This is a genomic window from Pseudomonas sp. 8AS, from assembly GCF_902506505.1.
Taxonomy (GTDB): domain Bacteria; phylum Pseudomonadota; class Gammaproteobacteria; order Pseudomonadales; family Pseudomonadaceae; genus Aquipseudomonas.
Genome location: NZ_LR733406.1, coordinates 1,377,824 through 1,396,517 on the forward strand (window position 1 = coordinate 1,377,824; position 18,694 = coordinate 1,396,517).

The 18,694-nt window shown below is 66.9% G+C and carries 21 protein-coding genes; 10 read left to right on the forward strand and 11 right to left on the reverse strand.

From position 1 onward, the window contains the following. Positions 1 to 3 precede the first annotated feature (3 nt). Both GV001_RS06390 and GV001_RS06395 read right to left on the reverse strand, forming a co-directional pair. Positions 4 to 1,302: a serine/threonine protein kinase gene (locus tag GV001_RS06390; protein WP_160078809.1), complete on the reverse strand. Its 1,299-nt coding sequence runs from the start codon at positions 1,300 to 1,302 to the stop codon at positions 4 to 6. Positions 1,303 to 1,383: 81 nt separating this feature from the next. Beyond that, positions 1,384 to 1,962: a hypothetical protein gene (locus GV001_RS06395; protein WP_256664875.1), complete on the reverse strand. Its 579-nt coding sequence runs from the start codon at positions 1,960 to 1,962 to the stop codon at positions 1,384 to 1,386. Between the two features lie 76 nt (positions 1,963 to 2,038). Here GV001_RS06395 and GV001_RS06400 point away from each other — a divergent pair, with 76 nt between their 5' ends. Beyond that, on the forward strand, positions 2,039 to 2,410 hold the full coding sequence (locus GV001_RS06400; RefSeq protein WP_160078810.1) for a hypothetical protein: 372 nt from the start codon (positions 2,039 to 2,041) through the stop codon (positions 2,408 to 2,410). A 103-nt stretch (positions 2,411 to 2,513) separates the two neighbouring features. Here the strand turns inward: GV001_RS06400 and GV001_RS06405 are convergent, their stop codons facing one another. Next, entirely contained in the window at positions 2,514 to 4,067 is a 1,554-nt protein-coding gene (locus tag GV001_RS06405; protein WP_160078811.1) for a beta (1-6) glucans synthase, read from the reverse strand. Positions 4,068 to 4,137: 70 nt separating this feature from the next. Further along, a complete protein-coding gene (locus tag GV001_RS06410) occupies positions 4,138 to 4,362 on the reverse strand; it encodes a DUF2061 domain-containing protein (protein ID WP_160078812.1) in 225 nt (74 codons plus the stop codon). 384 nt (positions 4,363 to 4,746) lie between these two features. On the opposite strand from GV001_RS06410, the gene GV001_RS06415 reads away from it, so the two are divergent. The 3 genes from GV001_RS06415 (at position 4,747) to GV001_RS06425 (ending at position 7,291) form a co-directional block, all read left to right on the forward strand. Next, the gene (locus GV001_RS06415; RefSeq protein ID WP_160078813.1) at positions 4,747 to 5,058 is read left to right on the forward strand and encodes a DUF485 domain-containing protein; all 312 of its coding nucleotides are present in this window, start codon (positions 4,747 to 4,749) and stop codon (positions 5,056 to 5,058) included. After that, complete coding sequence (locus GV001_RS06420; RefSeq protein WP_160078814.1) at positions 5,055 to 6,713, forward strand: cation acetate symporter; 1,659 nt, start codon at positions 5,055 to 5,057, stop codon at positions 6,711 to 6,713. The genes GV001_RS06415 and GV001_RS06420 overlap by 4 nt, the downstream gene beginning before the upstream one ends. A gap of 224 nt (positions 6,714 to 6,937) precedes the next feature. Continuing rightward, positions 6,938 to 7,291: a VOC family protein gene (locus GV001_RS06425; RefSeq protein ID WP_160078815.1), complete on the forward strand. Its 354-nt coding sequence runs from the start codon at positions 6,938 to 6,940 to the stop codon at positions 7,289 to 7,291. 98 nt (positions 7,292 to 7,389) lie between these two features. On the opposite strand, the gene GV001_RS06430 is transcribed toward GV001_RS06425, so the two are convergent. Genes GV001_RS06430 through GV001_RS06440 form a run of 3 tightly spaced genes read right to left on the reverse strand, consistent with a single transcriptional unit; the run spans position 7,390 to position 9,699 of the window. Further along, the gene (locus tag GV001_RS06430; protein WP_160078816.1) at positions 7,390 to 7,950 is read right to left on the reverse strand and encodes a peptidylprolyl isomerase; all 561 of its coding nucleotides are present in this window, start codon (positions 7,948 to 7,950) and stop codon (positions 7,390 to 7,392) included. Positions 7,951 to 7,970: 20 nt separating this feature from the next. Continuing rightward, positions 7,971 to 8,762 (reverse strand): alpha/beta fold hydrolase, encoded by a 792-nt coding sequence (locus GV001_RS06435; RefSeq protein WP_160078817.1) that lies wholly within the window; start codon positions 8,760 to 8,762, stop codon positions 7,971 to 7,973. A gap of 10 nt (positions 8,763 to 8,772) precedes the next feature. Beyond that, complete coding sequence (locus tag GV001_RS06440; protein WP_160078818.1) at positions 8,773 to 9,699, reverse strand: LysR family transcriptional regulator; 927 nt, start codon at positions 9,697 to 9,699, stop codon at positions 8,773 to 8,775. 49 nt (positions 9,700 to 9,748) lie between these two features. Here GV001_RS06440 and GV001_RS06445 point away from each other — a divergent pair, with 49 nt between their 5' ends. The 3 genes from GV001_RS06445 to rarD all read left to right on the forward strand — a co-directional run bounded on the left by GV001_RS06445 (position 9,749) and on the right by rarD (position 11,906). Next, complete coding sequence (locus GV001_RS06445) at positions 9,749 to 10,063, forward strand: 3-phosphoglycerate kinase (RefSeq protein WP_160078819.1); 315 nt, start codon at positions 9,749 to 9,751, stop codon at positions 10,061 to 10,063. A 159-nt stretch (positions 10,064 to 10,222) separates the two neighbouring features. Then, positions 10,223 to 10,822: an FMN-dependent NADH-azoreductase gene (locus GV001_RS06450; protein WP_160078820.1), complete on the forward strand. Its 600-nt coding sequence runs from the start codon at positions 10,223 to 10,225 to the stop codon at positions 10,820 to 10,822. A gap of 187 nt (positions 10,823 to 11,009) precedes the next feature. Further along, a complete protein-coding gene (gene rarD / locus GV001_RS06455) occupies positions 11,010 to 11,906 on the forward strand; it encodes an EamA family transporter RarD (protein WP_160078821.1) in 897 nt (298 codons plus the stop codon). 59 nt (positions 11,907 to 11,965) lie between these two features. Here the strand turns inward: rarD and GV001_RS06460 are convergent, their stop codons facing one another. Together GV001_RS06460 and GV001_RS06465 are read right to left on the reverse strand one after the other, a co-directional pair. After that, positions 11,966 to 12,373 carry an anti-virulence regulator CigR family protein gene (locus tag GV001_RS06460; protein ID WP_160078822.1) on the reverse strand — a complete coding sequence of 136 codons (408 nt, stop codon included), beginning with the start codon at positions 12,371 to 12,373 and terminating at the stop codon, positions 11,966 to 11,968. Positions 12,374 to 12,522: 149 nt separating this feature from the next. Beyond that, positions 12,523 to 13,176 carry a 7-cyano-7-deazaguanine/7-aminomethyl-7-deazaguanine transporter gene (locus GV001_RS06465; protein ID WP_160078823.1) on the reverse strand — a complete coding sequence of 218 codons (654 nt, stop codon included), beginning with the start codon at positions 13,174 to 13,176 and terminating at the stop codon, positions 12,523 to 12,525. Positions 13,177 to 13,426: 250 nt separating this feature from the next. Here GV001_RS06465 and GV001_RS06470 point away from each other — a divergent pair, with 250 nt between their 5' ends. Then, entirely contained in the window at positions 13,427 to 14,764 is a 1,338-nt protein-coding gene (locus GV001_RS06470) for a DEAD/DEAH box helicase (RefSeq protein WP_160078824.1), read from the forward strand. Between the two features lie 49 nt (positions 14,765 to 14,813). Here the strand turns inward: GV001_RS06470 and GV001_RS06475 are convergent, their stop codons facing one another. Continuing rightward, positions 14,814 to 15,791 (reverse strand): zinc-dependent alcohol dehydrogenase family protein, encoded by a 978-nt coding sequence (locus GV001_RS06475; protein WP_160078825.1) that lies wholly within the window; start codon positions 15,789 to 15,791, stop codon positions 14,814 to 14,816. 149 nt (positions 15,792 to 15,940) lie between these two features. Between GV001_RS06475 and GV001_RS06480 the strand changes: the two genes are divergently transcribed. Continuing rightward, a complete protein-coding gene (locus GV001_RS06480) occupies positions 15,941 to 16,666 on the forward strand; it encodes an ABC transporter substrate-binding protein (protein ID WP_160078826.1) in 726 nt (241 codons plus the stop codon). A 10-nt stretch (positions 16,667 to 16,676) separates the two neighbouring features. Here the strand turns inward: GV001_RS06480 and GV001_RS06485 are convergent, their stop codons facing one another. Next, a complete protein-coding gene (locus tag GV001_RS06485; protein WP_160078827.1) occupies positions 16,677 to 17,399 on the reverse strand; it encodes an rRNA pseudouridine synthase in 723 nt (240 codons plus the stop codon). 101 nt (positions 17,400 to 17,500) lie between these two features. Here GV001_RS06485 and GV001_RS06490 point away from each other — a divergent pair, with 101 nt between their 5' ends. Then, positions 17,501 to 18,646, forward strand: coding sequence for a PQQ-dependent sugar dehydrogenase (locus GV001_RS06490; RefSeq protein WP_160078828.1), 1,146 nt, complete (start codon positions 17,501 to 17,503; stop codon positions 18,644 to 18,646). Positions 18,647 to 18,694: the final 48 nt, after the last annotated feature.

Below are 18,694 nucleotides of genomic sequence, written 5' to 3' on the forward strand. Positions count from 1 at the left end.
TGCTTAGCCACGGAAGAACTCCAGCATGGCGTCGCTGTTGACGCGGTAGTTGAGGTTGCCGCAGTGCCCGCCGAGCGGGTACAGGGTCAGACGCTCGCCGAAGGTACGGCGCAGGAAACCGAGGTCGCCGGGGCCGAGGATCAGGTCGTCGGCGTTATGCATCACGGCCACCTTGCTGCTGCCTTGCAGATAGCCCGCCAGGGCGTACAGGCTGGCCTGGTCGACCATTTGCAGCAGGCTGCCGCCGTCGTACTTGGCGCGCCAGTAGGGCAGCAGCTGTTCGCTCAGGTAGCAGTCGAAGTCGCACTGCAGGGCGCGCTTGAAGAAGGGGGTCAGGCTGGTGCCCTGGCGGATCGGGTACTGCGCCGGGGTGATCAGGCCGCGGTGGTTGATCAGGTCCGAGGTGAAGGCGATATCCGCCGAGGAAAAGCGGAAGACGCTGCCGATCAGCATGGCCAGCTGTTCGTTGCTGAGCTGCTCGTCCGACTGCAGGAAGTCCTGCAGCATGGCGTCGTTGAGGTCGATGCGGCCCTTTTCCTCGAAGTAGTGCGCCAGTTTCTCCAGCATCTGTTCGAAGTAGGTGGTGCCGCTGTCGATGCCCGCGACCCGGGTCTGCACCAGGCGGTCGAGGTTGCTCACCGAGGTGTACAGGTTGACCGGCGGGTTGACCAGCAGCACGCGCTTGAAGTTGAAGCTGCGCATGCGCTCGTCCAGTTCGCTGACGAAGGCTGCGTGCAGCCCGCCGAGGCTGTAGCCGATCAGGTGGAATTCGCTGACGTCCAGCCCGGGGTGCTGGGCGCGCACGGCCATCATCACCCGGTACAGGTCTTCGGCGTCGGCGCTGGAGATGCCGGGGGTGGCGCTGCGCGAGGCGGCGCTCATGAAGTCGTAGCTGGTCGGCGAGGACAGCTGCACCACGTGGTAGCCGGCACCGTAGAACAGGCGCTTGAGATCCTCGGTCTTGCTGCTGGCGTAGTGCGCGCCGGTGCCGGAAATGATGAAGATCAGCGGCGCGCGGCCGTCCTGCCGGGCCAGGCGGTAACGCAGCTTGGTCACCGGCCAGAAGTTCTCCGGCAGCTGGAACTCGCGCTCCGGGCGCAGCTTGAGGGCGTAGTCGGCCTGGTCGATGTCGTCGTCGGCCGGCAGCTGCGGGCGCAGGGCCGGCGGCGTGCTGGCGATGGTCGCCTCGAACGGGTTGCTTAACGGGTAGCCGTAGCTGGCGGCGTCGATGTCGGCGGCCTGCACGGGCAGGCTGGCCAGCAGGCTGCCGAGCAGGGCGGCAAGGGCGGGCAGGCGGAACATGGCCGAATCCCTGTGTGAAAGGTATGGGGGCAGTGAATAGCAGGGGTAGGACAAGCGCAAGGGCGAAGAGTGCCGTGGCGCTCAGTCGAGGCGGCTGAGCTGCTCGACCCAGATCAGCTCGCAGGCGCCGTCGCCGGTGTCCTCGCGGGTCCGCGAGCTGAGCCAGCGGAAGCCGTCATCGCCCTTGACCTCGACCAGCTGCCCGCGCAGGGCGATGCGCTGGCCCGGGCGCACCGCGGCCAGGGCGTCGGCCACCGCGGCGTTGGCCGGGATCAGGTGCATGTTGGCGCTGTGGGTCTCGATCTCGCGGCGCGGGATGGGGAACTCCTCGACCCGCCAGCGATACCAGCGGTTGCCCTGGCTGATGGCGATTCGCGCCAGTACCTGCGGGTCGGCCATCGGCCCCCAGCCCAGGGCCAGGTCGGTGGGCGAGACCTGGGCGCCGCGGTCGAAGCGATAGTCTTCACGGCCGAGCACGCGGGCCTCGAGCTGGAACGGTTCGAGCGGGGTGATGGTGTGCCCGGCCAGGCGGTAGCCGGCCGCCCCCGGCTGGCCATGATCCGGCAGGGGCGGCGGCGGTTGCAGCATGGCCCAGCCGAGCCAGAGCACGGACAGGGCGGCGAGGGCATAGAGCAGGCGGCGGGCATTCATGGCGTGCATTCTAGAACGTCCTTGTTGCACAAATGAGCAGGCCGATTAAGCTGGGCGCCGCTTTTTCGACCACCGGAGTTCGTCCATGTCCCGTCATCTGCCCCTGCTCGTGTTGTTGCTGCTTCTGCCACTGTGGCTGGCGGCCAGCTACGGCGTGCGTTTCGCCCTGATGGAAGACAGTCAGTGGGTGGGCCTGTGCGTCGACGAGGCGGCGCGTTGGGAGTGCCAGGCACGCGCCGGGCTGGGCTGGCTGATCCATTTTCGGGTGATCGCCAGCACGGCCCTGGGTCTGGCGCTGCTGGCCTTCTGCCTGCCGGGGCGCCTGGGCTGGGGGCTGGCCGTGCTGGCGCTGCTGGTCGGCCTGCCGGCGCTGGTGCTGTACAGCGTCAGCCTGGCGGTGTTCGCCGTGGTGCTGGCGGGGTTGCGCCTGGTGCGCCGGGCGCCGGTCAGCGCCTGAAGCCTGGCCCGAGCATGAAAAAAGGGACGCCTGGGCGTCCCTTTTTGCTTTGCGGCGGCGAGAACCATGCGCCCAGGCCGGTTGCCTAGGGTGCGACCGTTGCTCAGCCGCGGGTGAGCCGCAGGCTGCGCCACAGTGCCGCCACCAGCAGCGCCGAGGTGATCGCCCAGCCGATGGCCTGCAGGTTGTGCGGGCCTTCCTGGTACAGCTGCGGGGCGATGCCGGCGGCGATCAGCAGCGCCAGCAGGGTGATTTCCCGGCGCGGGCCGCCGACCGGGCGGCACAGGTAGACCAGGGCCGGCAGCAGCAGGGCCATGCTCGGGAAGCTGCGGTAGCGCGCGTCGAACACTAGCCCCAGCATCAGGATCGCGCCGGCGAAGCCGCTGGCGGCCAGCCACCAGCCGCCGCGGCGTTCCAGCCAGGCGAACAGTCCCGCGCGCCAGCCGTTGCGGGCGGACAGGGCCAGGCTGACATGCGCCAGCACGATCAGGTTGAGCAGCAGCAGCGCGCCGGCCCACAGCCACTCGGCGCTGCTGCGGCTGGTGATGCTGGCCAGCTCGCCCCAGCCGGCGATGCAGGCCGCGCCGAGGGCGGCACTCAGCGGCAGCAGCAGGGCGGCGCGGCGCGACGCCGGGGCGCCGGCCAGCAGCAGGCTCAGGCCCAGCAGGGCGCCGCTCAGGCTCAGCCACAGCGGCCAGTGCGGCAGGTTGGACACCGGCCCGGCGAGGATGCCCTTGTCGCCACGGTCGGCATCGAACAGGCCCCAGTAGCCGCCGACGGCGCCTTCGCTGTCGCGCTTCCACGGCTGGTCGAAGGCTTCGATCAGGTTGTAGTGCCAGCCATTGTCCTCGGCCAGCTTGACGAAGCCGCGGATGAACAGCGCCTCGTTGACCCGGCTGGGCAGGGCGGTTTCGCGCTGGCGGCCCTCGCTCGGCCAGCCGGTTTCGCCGATCAGGATGTCCTTGGGCGCGTAGCTGTTGCCGAAGATCTGGCGCACCTCGGCGACCTTGTGCAGGGCGTCCTCGATGCCGCTGGGTTCGTCTTCCCAGTAGGGCAGCAGGTGGATGGTGATGAAGTCCACCGCCGGCGCCACCTCGGGGTGCTGCAGCCAGAACTCCCAGACATCGGCATAGGTGACCGGCTGCTTGACCGCCGCCTTGACCTGGCCGATCAGCTGGATCAGGCGCTCGGCGGTGGCGTCCTTGCGCAGCAGCACCTCGTTGCCGACTATCACCCCGTCGACCACGTCCGGGTAGCGGTTGGCGGTGTCGATCAGCGCCGCCACTTCGCGCTCGGTGTCCTGCGCGTTGCTGCTGACCCAGGCGCCGGCGAGTAGCTTCAGGCCATGCTTGCGCGCCAGCTCGGGAATGCCTTCCAGGCCGATCTGCGAGTAGGTGCGGATGCAGGTGAAGCGCTGGGCCAGCAGGGCCAGGTCGGCATCCACCAGCTCGGGACGCAGCACGAAGGGTTGCTGGAAGGGCGACTGGTCCTTGCCGAACGGTGTGTAGGAGGCGCATTGCAGCTTGTGCGTCGGCGTGGCGGCATCGGCCAGCACGACAGGGCGGCCGATGCCGTACCACAGGGCGACGAGCGCCAGCACGGCGAGCAGGCTGGCGAACAGGTAGGGCAGAACGGGGAAACGGGCGGGCTGGCTCATGGCTGTGGGTGCGTGGCGACAAAGCCGCGCATCTTAGCGGATCACGGCGCCTTGCGGGCAGTCCGGGCGCTCATGCCTGGTGGTGCAGCCAGGCATGCCGGGCAATGGCCTGCGGCCGTGCGCCACGCTTCTCGAAGCGCTGCCAGAGCTTCTCGTGGCAGTAGAAACCCACCGAGTTGCACAGCGGTTCGATCGCCGCCACCAGGCCGCTGGCCGCCACGCTGCCGGTCAGTGCATAGGTCACGGCGAAGGCGATGCAGAAGTGCATGGCGGTGAAGGTGAGGGTCTTGAGCATGGCGCACCTCGAAGCAGTCGGTGTTTCCTGTGCTGCAGCCTAGGTGGCGCGGCGCTGCCCGTGAAATAAGGCCTGTGCATCGATTCGATAGGGGAAATGCGCGTCCAGCACCGGCCCGCCGGTTCGGCCTGCGCGCGGCTGGCGCGGCCGCAACCGGGCCGATCGTCAGCCCGCTGCAGGGCTTGCCGTTGCCGCGTTAGCCTGAGAGGAGTACGCCGGCACGGCAGGCGCGCCGGCGCCTGCGACCCGCCGCATGCCACGGCTGGCGCAGCCTAAGACTTTGGTCGCGAAAGCCCGGTGGCTACGACTAAGGTCGTCTGTGCGCCGTTGGCCGGCCAACTAGAGTGAACTCACCAGCAACCCATGCTGCGGAGGACAACAACAATGAACGACAGCATCTACAAGCGGATTGAACAGAATCCGCAATTCCAGGAACTGGTCGCCAAGCGCGAACGCTTTGCCTGGATCCTATCCGCGATCATGCTCGGCATGTACGTGGCCTTCATCCTACTGATCGCCTTCGAGCCGCAACTGCTCGGAACCCGTATCAATGCCGACTCGCCGGTTACCTGGGGGATTCCCCTGGGCGTCGGTCTGATCGTTTCCGCCTTCGTGCTGACCGGTATCTACGTCAAGCGCGCCAACGGCGAATTCGACCGTCTGAACAAGGCCATTCTCGACGAGGTGCAGAAATGATCGCGCGACTCCTCACTGCCATTGGCTTGCTGGCCATCACCCCGGCCCTCTGGGCTGCCGGTGCGATTGAGGGCGACGTACAGCGTCAGCCGCTCAACACCTCGGCCATCGTCATGTTCCTCGCCTTCGTCGGTGCCACCCTGTACATCACCTACTGGGCGTCCAAGCGCAACACCTCGACGTCCGACTTCTACACCGCCGGCGGCAGCATCACCGGCTTCCAGAACGGCCTGGCGATCGCCGGCGACTACATGTCGGCGGCCTCGTTCCTGGGTATTTCCGCGCTGGTGTTCACCTCCGGCTACGACGGCCTGATCTACTCGATCGGCTTCCTGGTCGGCTGGCCGGTAATCCTGTTCCTGATCGCCGAACGCCTACGCAACCTCGGCAAGTACACCTTCGCCGACGTGGCCTCCTACCGTCTCGGTCAGACCCAGATCCGCACCCTGTCCGCCAGCGGCTCGCTGGTGGTGGTGGCGTTCTACCTGATCGCGCAGATGGTCGGTGCCGGCAAGCTGATCGAGCTGCTGTTCGGCCTCGACTACCACGTGGCGGTCGTCCTGGTCGGTATCCTGATGGTGCTCTACGTGCTGTTCGGCGGCATGCTGGCGACCACCTGGGTGCAGATCATCAAGGCCGTGCTGCTGCTCTCCGGTGCCTCCTTCATGGCGCTGATGGTGATGAAGCACGTCGACTTCGACTTCGCCCGCCTGTTCAGCGAAGCCATTGCCGTGCACCCGAAAGGCGAGGCCATCATGAGCCCCGGCGGCCTGGTGAAGGATCCGGTGTCGGCCATCTCCCTGGGCCTGGCCCTGATGTTCGGTACCGCCGGCCTGCCGCACATCCTGATGCGCTTCTTCACCGTGTCGGATGCCAAGGAAGCCCGTAAATCGGTGTTCTACGCCACCGGCTTCATCGGCTACTTCTACATCCTGACCTTCATCATCGGCTTCGGCGCGATCCTCCTGGTCAGCACCAACCCGGCCTTCAAGGACGCCACCGGCGCCCTGCTCGGCGGCAACAACATGGCGGCCATCCACCTGGCCAACGCCGTGGGCGGCAGCTGGTTCCTCGGCTTCATCTCGGCCGTGGCCTTCGCCACCATCCTCGCTGTGGTCTCCGGGCTGACCCTGGCCGGCGCTTCGGCGGTGTCCCACGACCTGTATGCCAGTGTGTTCCGCAAGGGCCGCGTCAACGAGAAGGATGAGCTGCGCGTATCGAAGATCACCACCGTGTGCCTCGGCGTACTGGCGATCGTGCTCGGCATCCTGTTCGAGAAGCAGAACATCGCCTTCATGGTCGGCCTGGCCTTCTCCATCGCGGCCAGCTGCAACTTCCCGGTACTGATCCTCTCCATGTACTGGAAGAAGCTGACCACCCGTGGTGCCATGATCGGCGGCTGGCTGGGCCTGATCACCGCCGTGGCGCTGATGATCCTCGGCCCAACCGTGTGGGTGCAGATCCTCGGTCATGCCGAAGCCATCTACCCCTACGAGTACCCGGCGCTGTTCTCCATGGCGATTGCCTTTGCCGGTATCTGGTTCTTCTCGATCACCGACAAGTCCGCGGCAGCCAACGAAGAACGTGCACGCTTCTACTCGCAGTTCGTCCGCTCGCAGACCGGCCTCGGCGCCAGCGGTGCGGTGTCCCACTAACCTGCACGTTTCTCCGTGTGATTGGGCAGCCCTCGGGCTGCCCTTTTTTGTGGGCGGGAGTTTGCTAGGCTGGGCCTGTGTATGTGCTGGCGACTGGCGCTGATGCCGTCGGCTGCCGCCACTGGGCCGCCGTGTTGCCTCGGCAGTTGCAGGCGCGTGCGCAGCCCCGAGGCCAAGCTGCTGCTCGCCGACCGGATCGGTTGGACCTGTTGAGGAGAATGACCATGCCCGCAGACCGCAAGATCGACTACATCGAGTTGCCCGCCAGGGATCTGTCGCTGGCCAAGGCGTTCTACAGCAGCGTTTTCGGCTGGCAGTTCGTCGACTACGGCCCGGAGTACTGCGCCTTCAATGACGGGCGCCTGGACGGCGGCTTCTACCAGGCCGACCGGCAGGCTTCGAGCGCCAATGGCTCGGTGTTGGTGGTGCTGTATGCCGACGATCTGGAGGCGGCGCTGGCGCGGGTGCGAGCGCACGGCGGGACAATAGTGCGGGATATTTTCAGCTTCCCCGGTGGCCGCCGTTTCCAGTTTGCCGACCCCAATGGCAACGAGCTGGCGGTGTGGTCGGCGCACTGAGGGCGGATTGTCCTTGAACGGCGTTCGCGGCTGAAGCCGCGCCTGCGGTAGGGACGGGGCGGTGCAGGGCGCGCGCTGCGCGCACCCTGCGGGCGAGCTTAGAGCTTCTTCGCCGAGACGATCAGTACCGGCTGGCGCGGTACGTTCTGGTGCATGCCGCGGTTGCCGGTCGGCACCTGGGCGATCTTGTCGACCACCTCCATGCCGCGCACCACCTTGCCGAACACCGCGTAGCCGAAATCGCGGCCGCCGTGGTCGAGGAAGGCGTTGTCCTTGTGGTTGATGAAGAACTGGCTGGTGGCCGAGTCGACCACCTGGGTGCGGGCCATGGCCAGGGTGCCGCGCTCGTTGCGCAGGCCGTTGTCGGCCTCGTTCTTGATCGGCGCCTGGGTGTCCTTCTCGCTCATGTCGGCATCGAAGCCGCCGCCCTGGACCATGAAACCGGGGATCACCCGGTGGAACTGGGTGCCGTCGTAGAAGCCGGATTCCACATAGGCGAGGAAGTTCTGCGTACTGATCGGCGCCTTGTCGGCGGCCAGCTCGATTTCGATTTCACCCAGGCTGGTGGTCAGCAGCACGTGCGGGTTGGCGACGGGAGCGGCCAGCAGGTTGAGGCTGAGCAGCAGGCTGGAGGCGGCGAGGGCAAGTTTCTTCAGCATGGGTAGGTCCTTGTTGTGGGTCAGAGGTGTTCGACGCTGTCGATGAAGTCGAGCAGGGTGGTGTTGAAGCGTTCGGGCTGGTCCATCGGCGTGGCGTGGCGGGACTCTTCGATCACCACCAGGCGCGCAGTGCGCATGGCCTGCACATAGCGCTGCTTGTGCGCCACCGGGGTGTAGTCGCGGTCGCCGCTGACCACCAGGGTAGGACAGGTGATGTTGCTCAGGTGTTCCCATACGCTCCAGCCGATGATGGCATCCAGGCTGGCCAGGTAGGCGCGTTTGTCGTTCTGCGGCCAGCGCTGTTCGATCTTCTGTCGCAGCTCGGCCTGTTCCGGGCGCGGGAAGAGGATGCGACCCAGGCCCTTGCCGATGGTTTCCAGGCTGAGCAGGCGCGACAGGCTCCAGCGTTTGAGCAGTTGCCAGCGCTCGTTCAGGTTCCTGGCGCGCACTTCCGGGGTGCTGTTGACTATGGTCAGGCTCAGCAGCAGCTCAGGGTGGTCGACCGCCAGCTGGAAGGCGATCATGCCGCCCATGGAGATGCCGACCAGGTGCACCCGCTCCAGGCCCAGGTGTTCGATCAGGGCCGCCACGTCGTCGGCAAAGGCCGGGATGCTGTAGGCCTCGCGCGGTTTTCCGGAGCGGCCGTGGCCGCGCACGTCGAGGGCGATCAGCCGATGCCTGGCGCTCAGCGCCGGCAGCTGGTACTCCCAGTCGCGGATGCTCGAGCCGAGGCCATGCACCAGCAGCAGCGGCGTGCCCTGGCCATAATCCTCGAAGTGCAGCTGGCAGCCGGCGTGTTCGAAATAGGACATGGCTGTGCTCTCAGTTGCCCGGCAGCGGCGCGGCGAACGGCGCGTCCAGCGGGGCGGCATCGAAGGTCTTGATCAGCTCGACGAGGATCTGCGTGGCCGGGCCCAGGGGCTTGTCCTTGTTGGCATACAGCGAGAAGGACGGGTTGCGCGTGCCGCCCTGGGCCAGCGGCAGCGGCTTGAGCAGACCTTCGCGCAGTTCGCGCTCGATCGCGTGGCGTGGCAGCCAGGCGAAGCCCAGGCCGCTGCTGACGAAGGAGGCGGCGGTGGGCAGGCTGCTCACCGTCCAGCGCTGTTCGGCGCCGAGCCAGCCGACATCGCGTGGCTGGGTGCGCCCGGAGTCGCGGATCACCACCTGCATCTGGCTTTCCAGGTCCTGGAAGGTCAGCTCGCGCTGCAGCCGGTGCAGGGCGTGATCGGGATGGGCGACGGCGACGAATTCGATGCTGCACAGCTCGGTGCCCAGGTAGCCGGGAATGCTCAGGCCGGTGATGGCCAGGTCGGCGGTGCCTTCCAGCAGCACTTCCTCGACCCCCGACAGCACCTCCTCGCGCAGGCGCACGCGGCAGCCGCGGCTCTGCGGAATGAAGGCCGACAGCGCGCGCACCAGGCGCACGTTGGGGTAGGCGGCATCGACCACCAGGCGCACCTCGGCTTCCCAGCCCTGCTCCATGGAATGGGCCAGGTCTTCCAGCTGGCTGGCCTGCTTGACCAGTTGTCGCGAGCGGCGCAGCAGCACTTCCCCGGCTTCGGTGAGCACCGCCTTGCGCCCGTCGATGCGCAGCAGGGGCACGCCGAGCTGCTCCTGCATGCGCGCCACGGTGTAGCTCACCGAGGATTGCGAACGGTGCAGCCCCTCGGCGGCCTGGGCGAAGCCGCCGTGGTCGACCACCGCCTGCAGCGTGCGCCATTGATCGAGGGTGACACGGGGCGCTTTCATCGTTGCTTCCTCTTCTCTACTCTTGGCGTCCCCTGAAGGAGACTGCCGCATGAAAAAGCTTTGCCTGGCACTGGTCGCTCTGTTGCCGCTCACCGCCGCCGCCTATCCGGTGGAGATGAACAAGCAGATGAATGGTGCCGAAGTGTCGGCGACCGCCGAGGACATCGACAGCGATATCGGCTCGGTAATGCTCTACAACTACGGCCAGCGCGCGGCCCAGTGCAAGGCGACGTTCCGCAATGGCCCGGATGCGCCGCGCACGCGCAAGATCGATCTGGCACCGGGGCAGAACAGCAACCTGACGGTGAAGTTCAACCGCAACGTGATCAAGCTGCGCATCGACCTGGTCTGCAAGCCCATCTGAGCCAGGCCAGCTGAATCGAGCTGTTGGCAGCCTAGTGCGTGGCTGCCAACAAATCAACTTAGTCGATAATTTGAAGCGGTTTTTTGCGCTTTTTTATCGAACAATATCTCCCTAATCTGCCCCCATCGACGCACAACAACCCCGATGGAGGTAAGCCCCATGTCCCGTGTCCTGGTTATCGAAAGCAGCGCCCGCAAAGAAGGTTCCGTATCCCGTCAACTGACCGCCGACTTCATTGCCCAGTGGCAGGCCGCCAACCCGCAGGACCAGATCCAGGTTCGTGACCTGGCCGTGGAGCAGGTGCCGCACCTGGATATCGACCTGCTCAGTGGCTGGATGAAGCCCGCCGAGCAGCAGAACGAGGTGGAAAAGGCCGCCGCGGCCCGCTCCAACCTGCTCACCGACGAGCTGCTGGCCGCCGATGTGCTGGTCCTGGCGGCGCCGATGTACAACTTCGCCATCCCCAGCACCCTGAAGTCCTGGCTGGACCACGTGCTGCGTGCCGGCGTCACCTTCAAGTACACCGAGACCGGCCCGCAAGGCCTGCTGAGCGGCAAGCGCGCCTATGTGCTGACCGCCCGCGGCGGCGTCTACAGCGGTAGCAGCCTGGATCACCAAGAGCCCTACCTGCGCCAGGCGCTGGGCTTCGTCGGCATCCACGACGTGACCTTCATCCACGCCGAAGGCCTCAACCTGGGCGCCGAGTTCCACGACAAGGGCCTGGCCCAGGCCCGCGAGCAGCTGGCCAAGGTCGCCTGATCTACTCCTGAGTCACCGATCTTTCCTCCGGGCCGTGCTCCTCGGCCCGACGTTTGACCCGCCAAGCCCTGCGCCTGGCGGGTCGTTTTTTATCCGGCTGTATGCCTGCCTTCTTGTGCAACTGTGTTTGAAATAGTGCACGCCCTGTGTTGGGATGGGCGCCACTTATTCAGGGGCGGAGGCTCCCGTGCACTTGTCTGGTCGTGGTGTGGCGCTGTCGGTGGCGGCGTCGGTGCTGTTCGTGCTGATTCCGGGCTACGTGCGCGAGCTGGCACCGCTGGATGGGCTGCAGGTGTTCGCCCAGCGCATTATCTGGTCGATTCCCGCGGTTCTGCTGCTGGTCGCCCTGGCGCGCCAGTGGGCGGTGCTGGGTGCCGCGTTCAATCGCCTGCGGCGCGAGCCGCTGCTGTTGCCGGCCCTGCTGCTGGCGGCGGCGCTGATGGGCGTGCAGTGGCTGCTGTTCGTCTGGGCGCCGCTGGCCGGGCGCATGCTCGAAGTGTCGCTCGGCTACTTCCTGCTGCCGCTGGCCATGGTCCTGGTCGGCCGGCTGTTCTATGGTGAGCGCCTGCGCCCGCTGCAACGCCTGGCTGTGGCCTGTGCGCTGCTCGGCGTGGTCCATGAGCTGTGGCTGACCCAGGCGTTCTCCTGGGTGACCCTGGTCGCCGCCCTGGGCTATCCGCCGTACTTCATGCTGCGCCGCTGGATGCGTCTGGATGCGCTGTCCGGTTTTGTCCTGGAGATGCTGGTGCTGGCGCCGTTGGCGATCTGGCTGATCCACAGCCATGGCCCGCTCGGCGTGTTCGCCCAGGCGCCGCAGCTGTGGTGGCTGCTGCCGGGCCTGGGCCTGCTCAGTGCCCTGGCCTTCGGCGCGATGATGGCGGCCAGCCGCCTGCTGCCGCTGGGGTTGTTCGGCATCCTCAGCTATGTCGAGCCGGTGCTGCTGTTCGCCCTGGCGGTGCTGTTTCTCGGCGAGACCTTCGACCCCCGGCAGCTGTGGACCTACGCGCCGATCTGGCTGGCGGTGCTGCTGACCGGCTGGGACAGTGCGCGCCTGCTGCGCCGGCAGGCGCGCCAGGGTTTCTGAACCCGGCTATTGCGCGAGCTGGCGTGCGCCGCTGCATAAGCGGCGCGCTTTCCGCGACTTCAGTCCAGTACGTTCTGCAGCACTTCGTAGATGATCCCGGTGGCGATGGCGACCAGCACCACATCGGTGCCGACCTGCTGCCATTCGTAGCCGTCGTAGTGCGGCAGCTGGCTCTGCAGGCGGCTGTCGAAGCGCTTGGCGATCCCCGGTGGCAACGGCTTGCCGCGCGCCAGGTTCTTGCGGATGCCCGGCGGCAGGGACTGGGTCGGGCCGATCAGTTCGCGGTTGTTGCCGAGGGTGATGCGCACCTGGCCGATATCGATGCTCGGCCCATGCAGGTCGACCTGCACCTCGTCACTGCCGCCGCCGTGCCGGTCCTGCTTGTCGTGTTTGGGGGCGGCCTGCGCGCTGTTCAGGCCGATGGCCAGGGCCAGGCCGGTGACTGCGAAAAGCAAGGATCGGGACATGGAGTTACTCCGCGAAGAGGGGCCAGTGATGGTGCGCAGACGCTGCGCGCCCTGCAGTGTGGCGCAAACCCGCTGCGCTGCGAAGCCGGCGCTGCCGGCTTTTGGCAGCGGCTCACGAATCGGCTGCCGGCCTGTTCGGCGCTGGCGCCTCAGGCGGCCAGGCGAACCCGCCCGGCCAGCAGGCGCAGGATGGCGTTGAGCAGCAGGCCGTAGAGCGGCACGAACAGCACCAGGCTGACGGCCAGCTTGACGCCGTAGTCCACCGTGGCGATTTCCACCCAGTGCTCGGCCATGAAGGCATTGCTGCTGCGCCAGAACGCCACCGAGAAGAAGGCGAAGGTATCCAGCAGGTTGCCGACGATGGTCGACAGGGTAGGGGCGATCCACCACTGCGGCAGGCGGCGCAGGCGGTCGAACACCTGGATATCGAGGACCTGGCCGAGCACATAGGCGAGGAAGCTGGCCACGGAAATGCGCAGGACGAATTCGTTGAACTCACCCAGCGCCGCCAAGCCATGGAAGGCGCCTTCCTGGAACAGCACCGAGACCACGTAGGAGGCGAGCAGCGCCGGCAGCATGACCCGGGCGATCACCTGGCGCGCCGGGCCCTTGCCGAGCAGGCGTACGGTCAGGTCGGTGGCCAGGAAGATGAACGGGAAGCTGAACGCGCCCCAGGTGGTGTGCCAGCCGAACAGGGTGATCGGCAGCTGCACCAGGTAGTTGCTGGCGATGATGATGAGAATGTGGAAAGCAATCAGCACGGCCAGCGCGGAGCGCCGACGCTGCTCGGGAAGCAGGGACATGGTCGGACCTTTTTAATGAATGGGGTTAGGGAACCCATGCCCGCCGGGATTGGCAGGCGGCGCGCATTCTATCCGCTTGTTCAGCTTTGTACAAAAAACAGACAGTCTCCGGCCTGGCCTGGCCTGGCCGAGCGGAAAACTGCCGTTCGGCCGGTGGCGGGCGGCTTTTTGCACGACAGAGGCGGTCATTTAGCCTGACAACCGGTAATCTATGCGGCTGTTTTGCTGATTCTCTGTCGAGGTATGCCCCGTGTTCGCCCAATTTGCCCTGCATGAACGCCTGCTCAAGGCCGTCGCCGAGCTCAACTTCACCGAGCCGACGCCGGTGCAGCAAGCGGCGATTCCGCCGGCACTGGAAGGGCGTGACCTGCGGGTGACGGCGCAGACCGGCAGTGGCAAGACCGCGGCCTTCGTCCTGCCGCTGCTTAACCGCCTGATCGGCGATGCCACGCCACGGGTGACCATCCGTGCACTGATCCTGCTGCCGACCCGTGAGCTGGCCCAGCAGACGCTCAAGGAAGTCGAGCGCTTCTCCCAGTTCACCTTCATCAAGTCGGGGATGATCACCGGTGGCGAGGACTTCAAGGTGCAGGCCGCCATGCTGCGCAAGGTGCCGGACATCCTCATCGGCACCCCGGGGCGCCTGCTCGAACACCTGAATGCCGGCACCCTCAAGCTCAATGACGTAGAAGTGCTGATTCTCGACGAAGCCGACCGCATGCTCGACATGGGCTTTGCCGAAGACGTGCAGCGCCTGGCCAAGGAATGCAGCAACCGCCAGCAGACCATGCTGTTCTCCGCCACCAGCGGCGGCAACGGCCTGCGCGAGATGGTCGCCAGCGTGCTGCGCGAGCCGGTGCACCTCAAGCTCAACAGCGTCAGCGAGCTGAACGAGGGCACCCGCCAGCAGATCATCACGGCCGACCACAACTACCACAAGGAACAGCTGGTCGAGTGGCTGCTGGCCAACGAGACCTACCAGAAGGCGATCATCTTCACCAACACCCGGGTCCAGGCCGATCGCCTGTGGGGCAAGCTGGTGGCGGCCGAACACAAGGTCTACGTGCTGCACGGCGAGAAGGACCAGAAGGACCGCAAGCTGGCCATCGACCGCATCAAGCAGGGCGGGGCCAAGGTGCTGGTCGCCACCGACGTGGCGGCACGCGGCCTGGATGTCGACGGCATGGACCTGGTGATCAACTTCGACATGCCGCGCTCCGGCGACGACTACGTACACCGCATCGGCCGCACCGGGCGTGCCGGCAGCGATGGCCTGGCCATTTCGCTGATCACCCACAGCGACTGGAGCCTGATGTCGAGCATCGAGCGCTACCTCAAGCAGCGTTTCGAGCGGCGCAACATCAAGGAGCTGAAGGGCATCTATCAGGGGCCGAAGAACCTCAAGGCTTCCGGCAAGCCGGTCGGACCGAAGAAGAAAAAGGTCGACAAGAAGGACACCAAAAAGCCGGGCGCCAAGGCCGCCGCACCCAAGCGCAAACCGAGCGCGCGGCCGAACAATGCACCGTCTGCGGTGGTCAGCCAGGACGGCCTGGCACCGCTCAAGCGCAAGAAGCCGGCGGCGGAGTGAAACGAAGAGGGGGCCTGAAGGCCCCCTTTTTCATTGCTGCGCTGGGCGATCAGGGCACGATCAGGATCTTGCCGTCCCGTTCGCCACTGGCGGCTGCGGCGATGGCCTGCTTGATCTGGCTGATATTGTAGGTCGCGGCCACCCGCGCCTTCAGCTTGCCGGCGGCGATCAGCTGGGTCAGCTCGCCGAATACCTTGAACTGCTCGGCCGGGGTCGCTTTCTGGAACCACTTGGCCAGCCAGAAGCCGCGCAGGGTCACGTCGCGGAACACGAACGAGGCGGCCGAGACCTGGCACGGCTGGCCGCTCATCAGGCCGTAGTTGACCAGCACGCCGCCCTCGCAGAGGGACGCGGCCAGGTGGTCGGTGGCTTCTCCGCCGATGGCATCGATGCCCAGGCGCACCGGTGCGCCGCCGGTGGCTTCGCGTACGCGCTTGAACAGGTCGGGGCCGTCGACCAGCACCACGTCGCCGCCTTCGGCCTGCACCCCGGCAATCGCCGACTCGCGGCGCACCACGTTGATGGTCTTGAAGCCGCGCAGCTTGGCCAGCTGGATCAGGTAGCCGCCGACGCCCGAGTTGGCGGCGTTCTGGATCACCCAGTCGCCCGGCTTGAGGTCGACGAACTGGCTGAGCAGCAGGGAAGCGGTCGGCGGGTTGATGGTCATCATCGCCAGTTGCTGCGGGTCGGCATCCGGCAGCGGGATCAGCTTGTCGGCCGGGGCGTGCAGGTGGGTCACCCAGGTACCGCAGCCCACCGGCAGCAGCACGGTCTGGCCGACCTTGAGGTGCGTCACCCCGTCACCCAGCTGTTCGACCCGGCCGACGCCCTCGTTGCCGCCGATCGCCGGCAGCGGCGGCAGGATGCCGTATTCGCCGGTGAGGGTGAGCACGTCGGACGGGTTGATCGGCGCCGCCAGGACCTTGACCAGTGCCTGCCCGGCCGGCAGGGCTGGCAGGGTCAGTTCGACCGCTTCGATGACGTCCTGGGGCACCTTGCCGCGGTGCTGGTATTGGGCTTTGAGCATGGGAGTTCTCCAAGGGGGGGGCACAAGGCAGTGAAGGTCCTGAGTCTAGCCCCTGGTGACCGGCTGCGGATGAATCGCCTGCCATACGTATGGCTGATGGCATGTTGCTGCCCAGGCAGCCTATTCTTGGCCGTTGATCGGGGGTGGGCATGGGTCGTTATGGTTGGCTGGCGGGGTTGATGGTGCTGACGTCTGCGCTGGCGGCCGAGCCCCTGCATATCGGTTTCGGTACGCACAAGCCGCCCTACGTGTTCGAGGGCGAGGCGCGGGGCCTGGAGTACGACCTGGTGGCGGCCGCGGCGCGGGAGGCCGGTTTCACCCTGCACGCGCATTATGCGCCGATGGAGCGCCTGCACCTGGCGCTGCGCCGCGGCGACCTGGACGGCATCGCCACCACAAATCCGCACAGCGGCATACCGGCGCACTACTCGGCGACCTATATCCATTACCACAACGCGGCCGTGGCCCTGAGTTCGCGCGGCTACCGGATCAACAGCATCGACGATCTGGCCGGCTACTCGGTGAGCACCTTCCAGCGTGCGCGTTACCTGCTCGGCCCGCAGTTCCAGGCCATGGCCGCCGCCAATCCGCGTTACCGCGAGGAAGCGCAGCAGATCAACCGCAACCGCCTGCTGTACAGCGGCCGGGTCGAGGTGGTGGTGGGCGATCCGCGCATCCTGGGTTACTTCAATCGCGAGGTGGCGGGGCAGGTGGACACCCGCCAGGCGCTGACCTGGTACCAGGTGCTGCCGGCCACGCCCTACAGCGTCGGCTTTCGCCTGGATAAGCAGCGCGCCCGCTTCGACCGCGGCCTTGCGGCGATCCGCGCCAGTGGCGAGTACCTGCGGATCGAGCAGCGCTACGCCGATTACTGACGACGAGGCCTCAGAACTTCTCGTTCGGCCCCAGGTAGCGCCACTGCCCGACCGGCAGCTTGGCCATGCCGGTGCGGCCGATGCGCAGGCGGCGGATGCCGTCGACCTGCAGGCCGACGCTTTCGCACATGAAGCGCAGCTGGCCCGGCTGCACCGCCTTGATGGCGAAGCGCAGGCGGTTTTCGCTCTGCCAGCTGACCTTGCACGGCGCCAGCGTCACGCCCTTGTAACTGAGGCCGAAGGCCAGGCGCTTGAGGCCGTTGCTGGCGATCTCGCCGCTGACCTCGACCACGTATTCGTGCTCCAGCTGGTCGCCGTCGTCCTTGAGCAGACGGATCACCGAGCGGTTCTGGCTGAACACCAGCAGGCCGCTGGCATCGGTTTCCAGCGGAGTAAGCATGTCCAGGCGGGTGAAGTGGCGCTGCAGCGGGCGGATGCCGCTGGCATCGCTTGCCATCTGGTTGGCCCGGGTCAGCAACTGCTGCACCGAGTTGGCGCCCAGGCCGCAACCCATGCCGGCCGGCTTGTGCAGGAGGATGGTCACCGGCGGCAGGGTTTGTGCCACGGCGCCCGGCAGCAGGGCGATCTGCTCGTCGCGCACCTTGAACTGCGGCTCTTCCACCACGCGGCCGTCGACGGTGACCCAGCCGTTCTCGATATACAGCTCCGCCTCGCGGCGCGAGCAGGGCAGCTGTTGGGTCAGGCGCTTGGACAGACGCTCGGGTTCGCTCATGGTGGCTACAGTCACAAAAGGAAATGAAGGCTGATTGTAACCGGCCTGGGCCCGCCGCCGGGACTGTGCGACAAGAATGCTGCCATTGAGGAGGAAAACCCATGCTCAAGCACCTGTTACCCGCGGGCCTGTGCTGCCTGCTGCTGGGCTGGTCGCTGCCGGCGCCGGCGCAGGTGGAGAACAGCGAACTGGGCGAGCTGACGCTGGAGGTGCTGGTGGGCGGCCTGGAGCACCCCTGGGGCCTGGCGTTCCTGCCGGACGGGCAGGGCAGCCTGATCAGCGAGCGGCCCGGGCGCCTGCGCTGGCTGGACGGCCAGGGCCGCCTGTCGGCGCCGCTGCGTGGCGTGCCGGCGGTGTTTGCCCAGGGCCAGGGCGGGCTGCTGGATGTGGCGCTGTCGCCGGATTTCACCCGCGATCGCCTGGTCTACCTCAGCTACGCCGAGGCGGATGCCGGCGGCGAACGGGCCGGCACGGCGGTCGGCCGCGGCCGGTTGAGCGACGACCAGCTAGCCCTGGAGGGCTTTGCGGTGATCTTCCGCCAGCAGCCCAAGCTGTCCACCGGCATCCACTTCGGTTCGCGCCTGGTGTTCGATCGCCGCGGCGAACTGTTCATCACCCTGGGCGAGAACGGCCAGCGCGCCACCGCCCAACAGCTGGACAAGCTGCAGGGCAAGCTGGTGCGCCTGCATGCCGATGGCCGCATTCCGGCGGACAACCCCTTCGTCGCTCGGGCCGGGGCGCGCGGCGAAATCTGGTCCTACGGCCATCGCAATGCCCAGGGCGCGGCGCTCAATCCCTGGACTGGCCAGCTGTGGCTGCACGAGCACGGCCCGCGCGGTGGCGACGAAATCAACATTCCCCAGGCCGGCAGGAACTACGGCTGGCCGCTGGCGACCCACGGCGTCAATTACAGCTTCCTGCCGATTCCCGAGGCCAAAGGCGAGCGGGTGGCCGGCACCGAGCCACCCCATCATGTGTGGGAAAAGTCGCCGGCGCTCAGCGGCATGGCGTTCTACTCGGCCGAACGTTTCCCGGCCTGGCGGCACAGCCTGTTCATCGGCGCCCTGGCCGGGCAGGCGCTGATCCGCCTGCAACTGGACGGCGACAGGGTGGTGCACGAGGAACGCCTGCTGGCTGGGCGCGGCTGGCGCATCCGAGACGTGCGCCAGGGGCCCGATGGCTACCTCTACCTGCTGACCGACGAGGCCGACGGCCAGCTGCTGCGCCTGGGGCTGCGACAGCCGTAGGGTGCGCCGTGCACACCGGCGGCCTGTGCGTGGGTTGCGGTGCGCGCA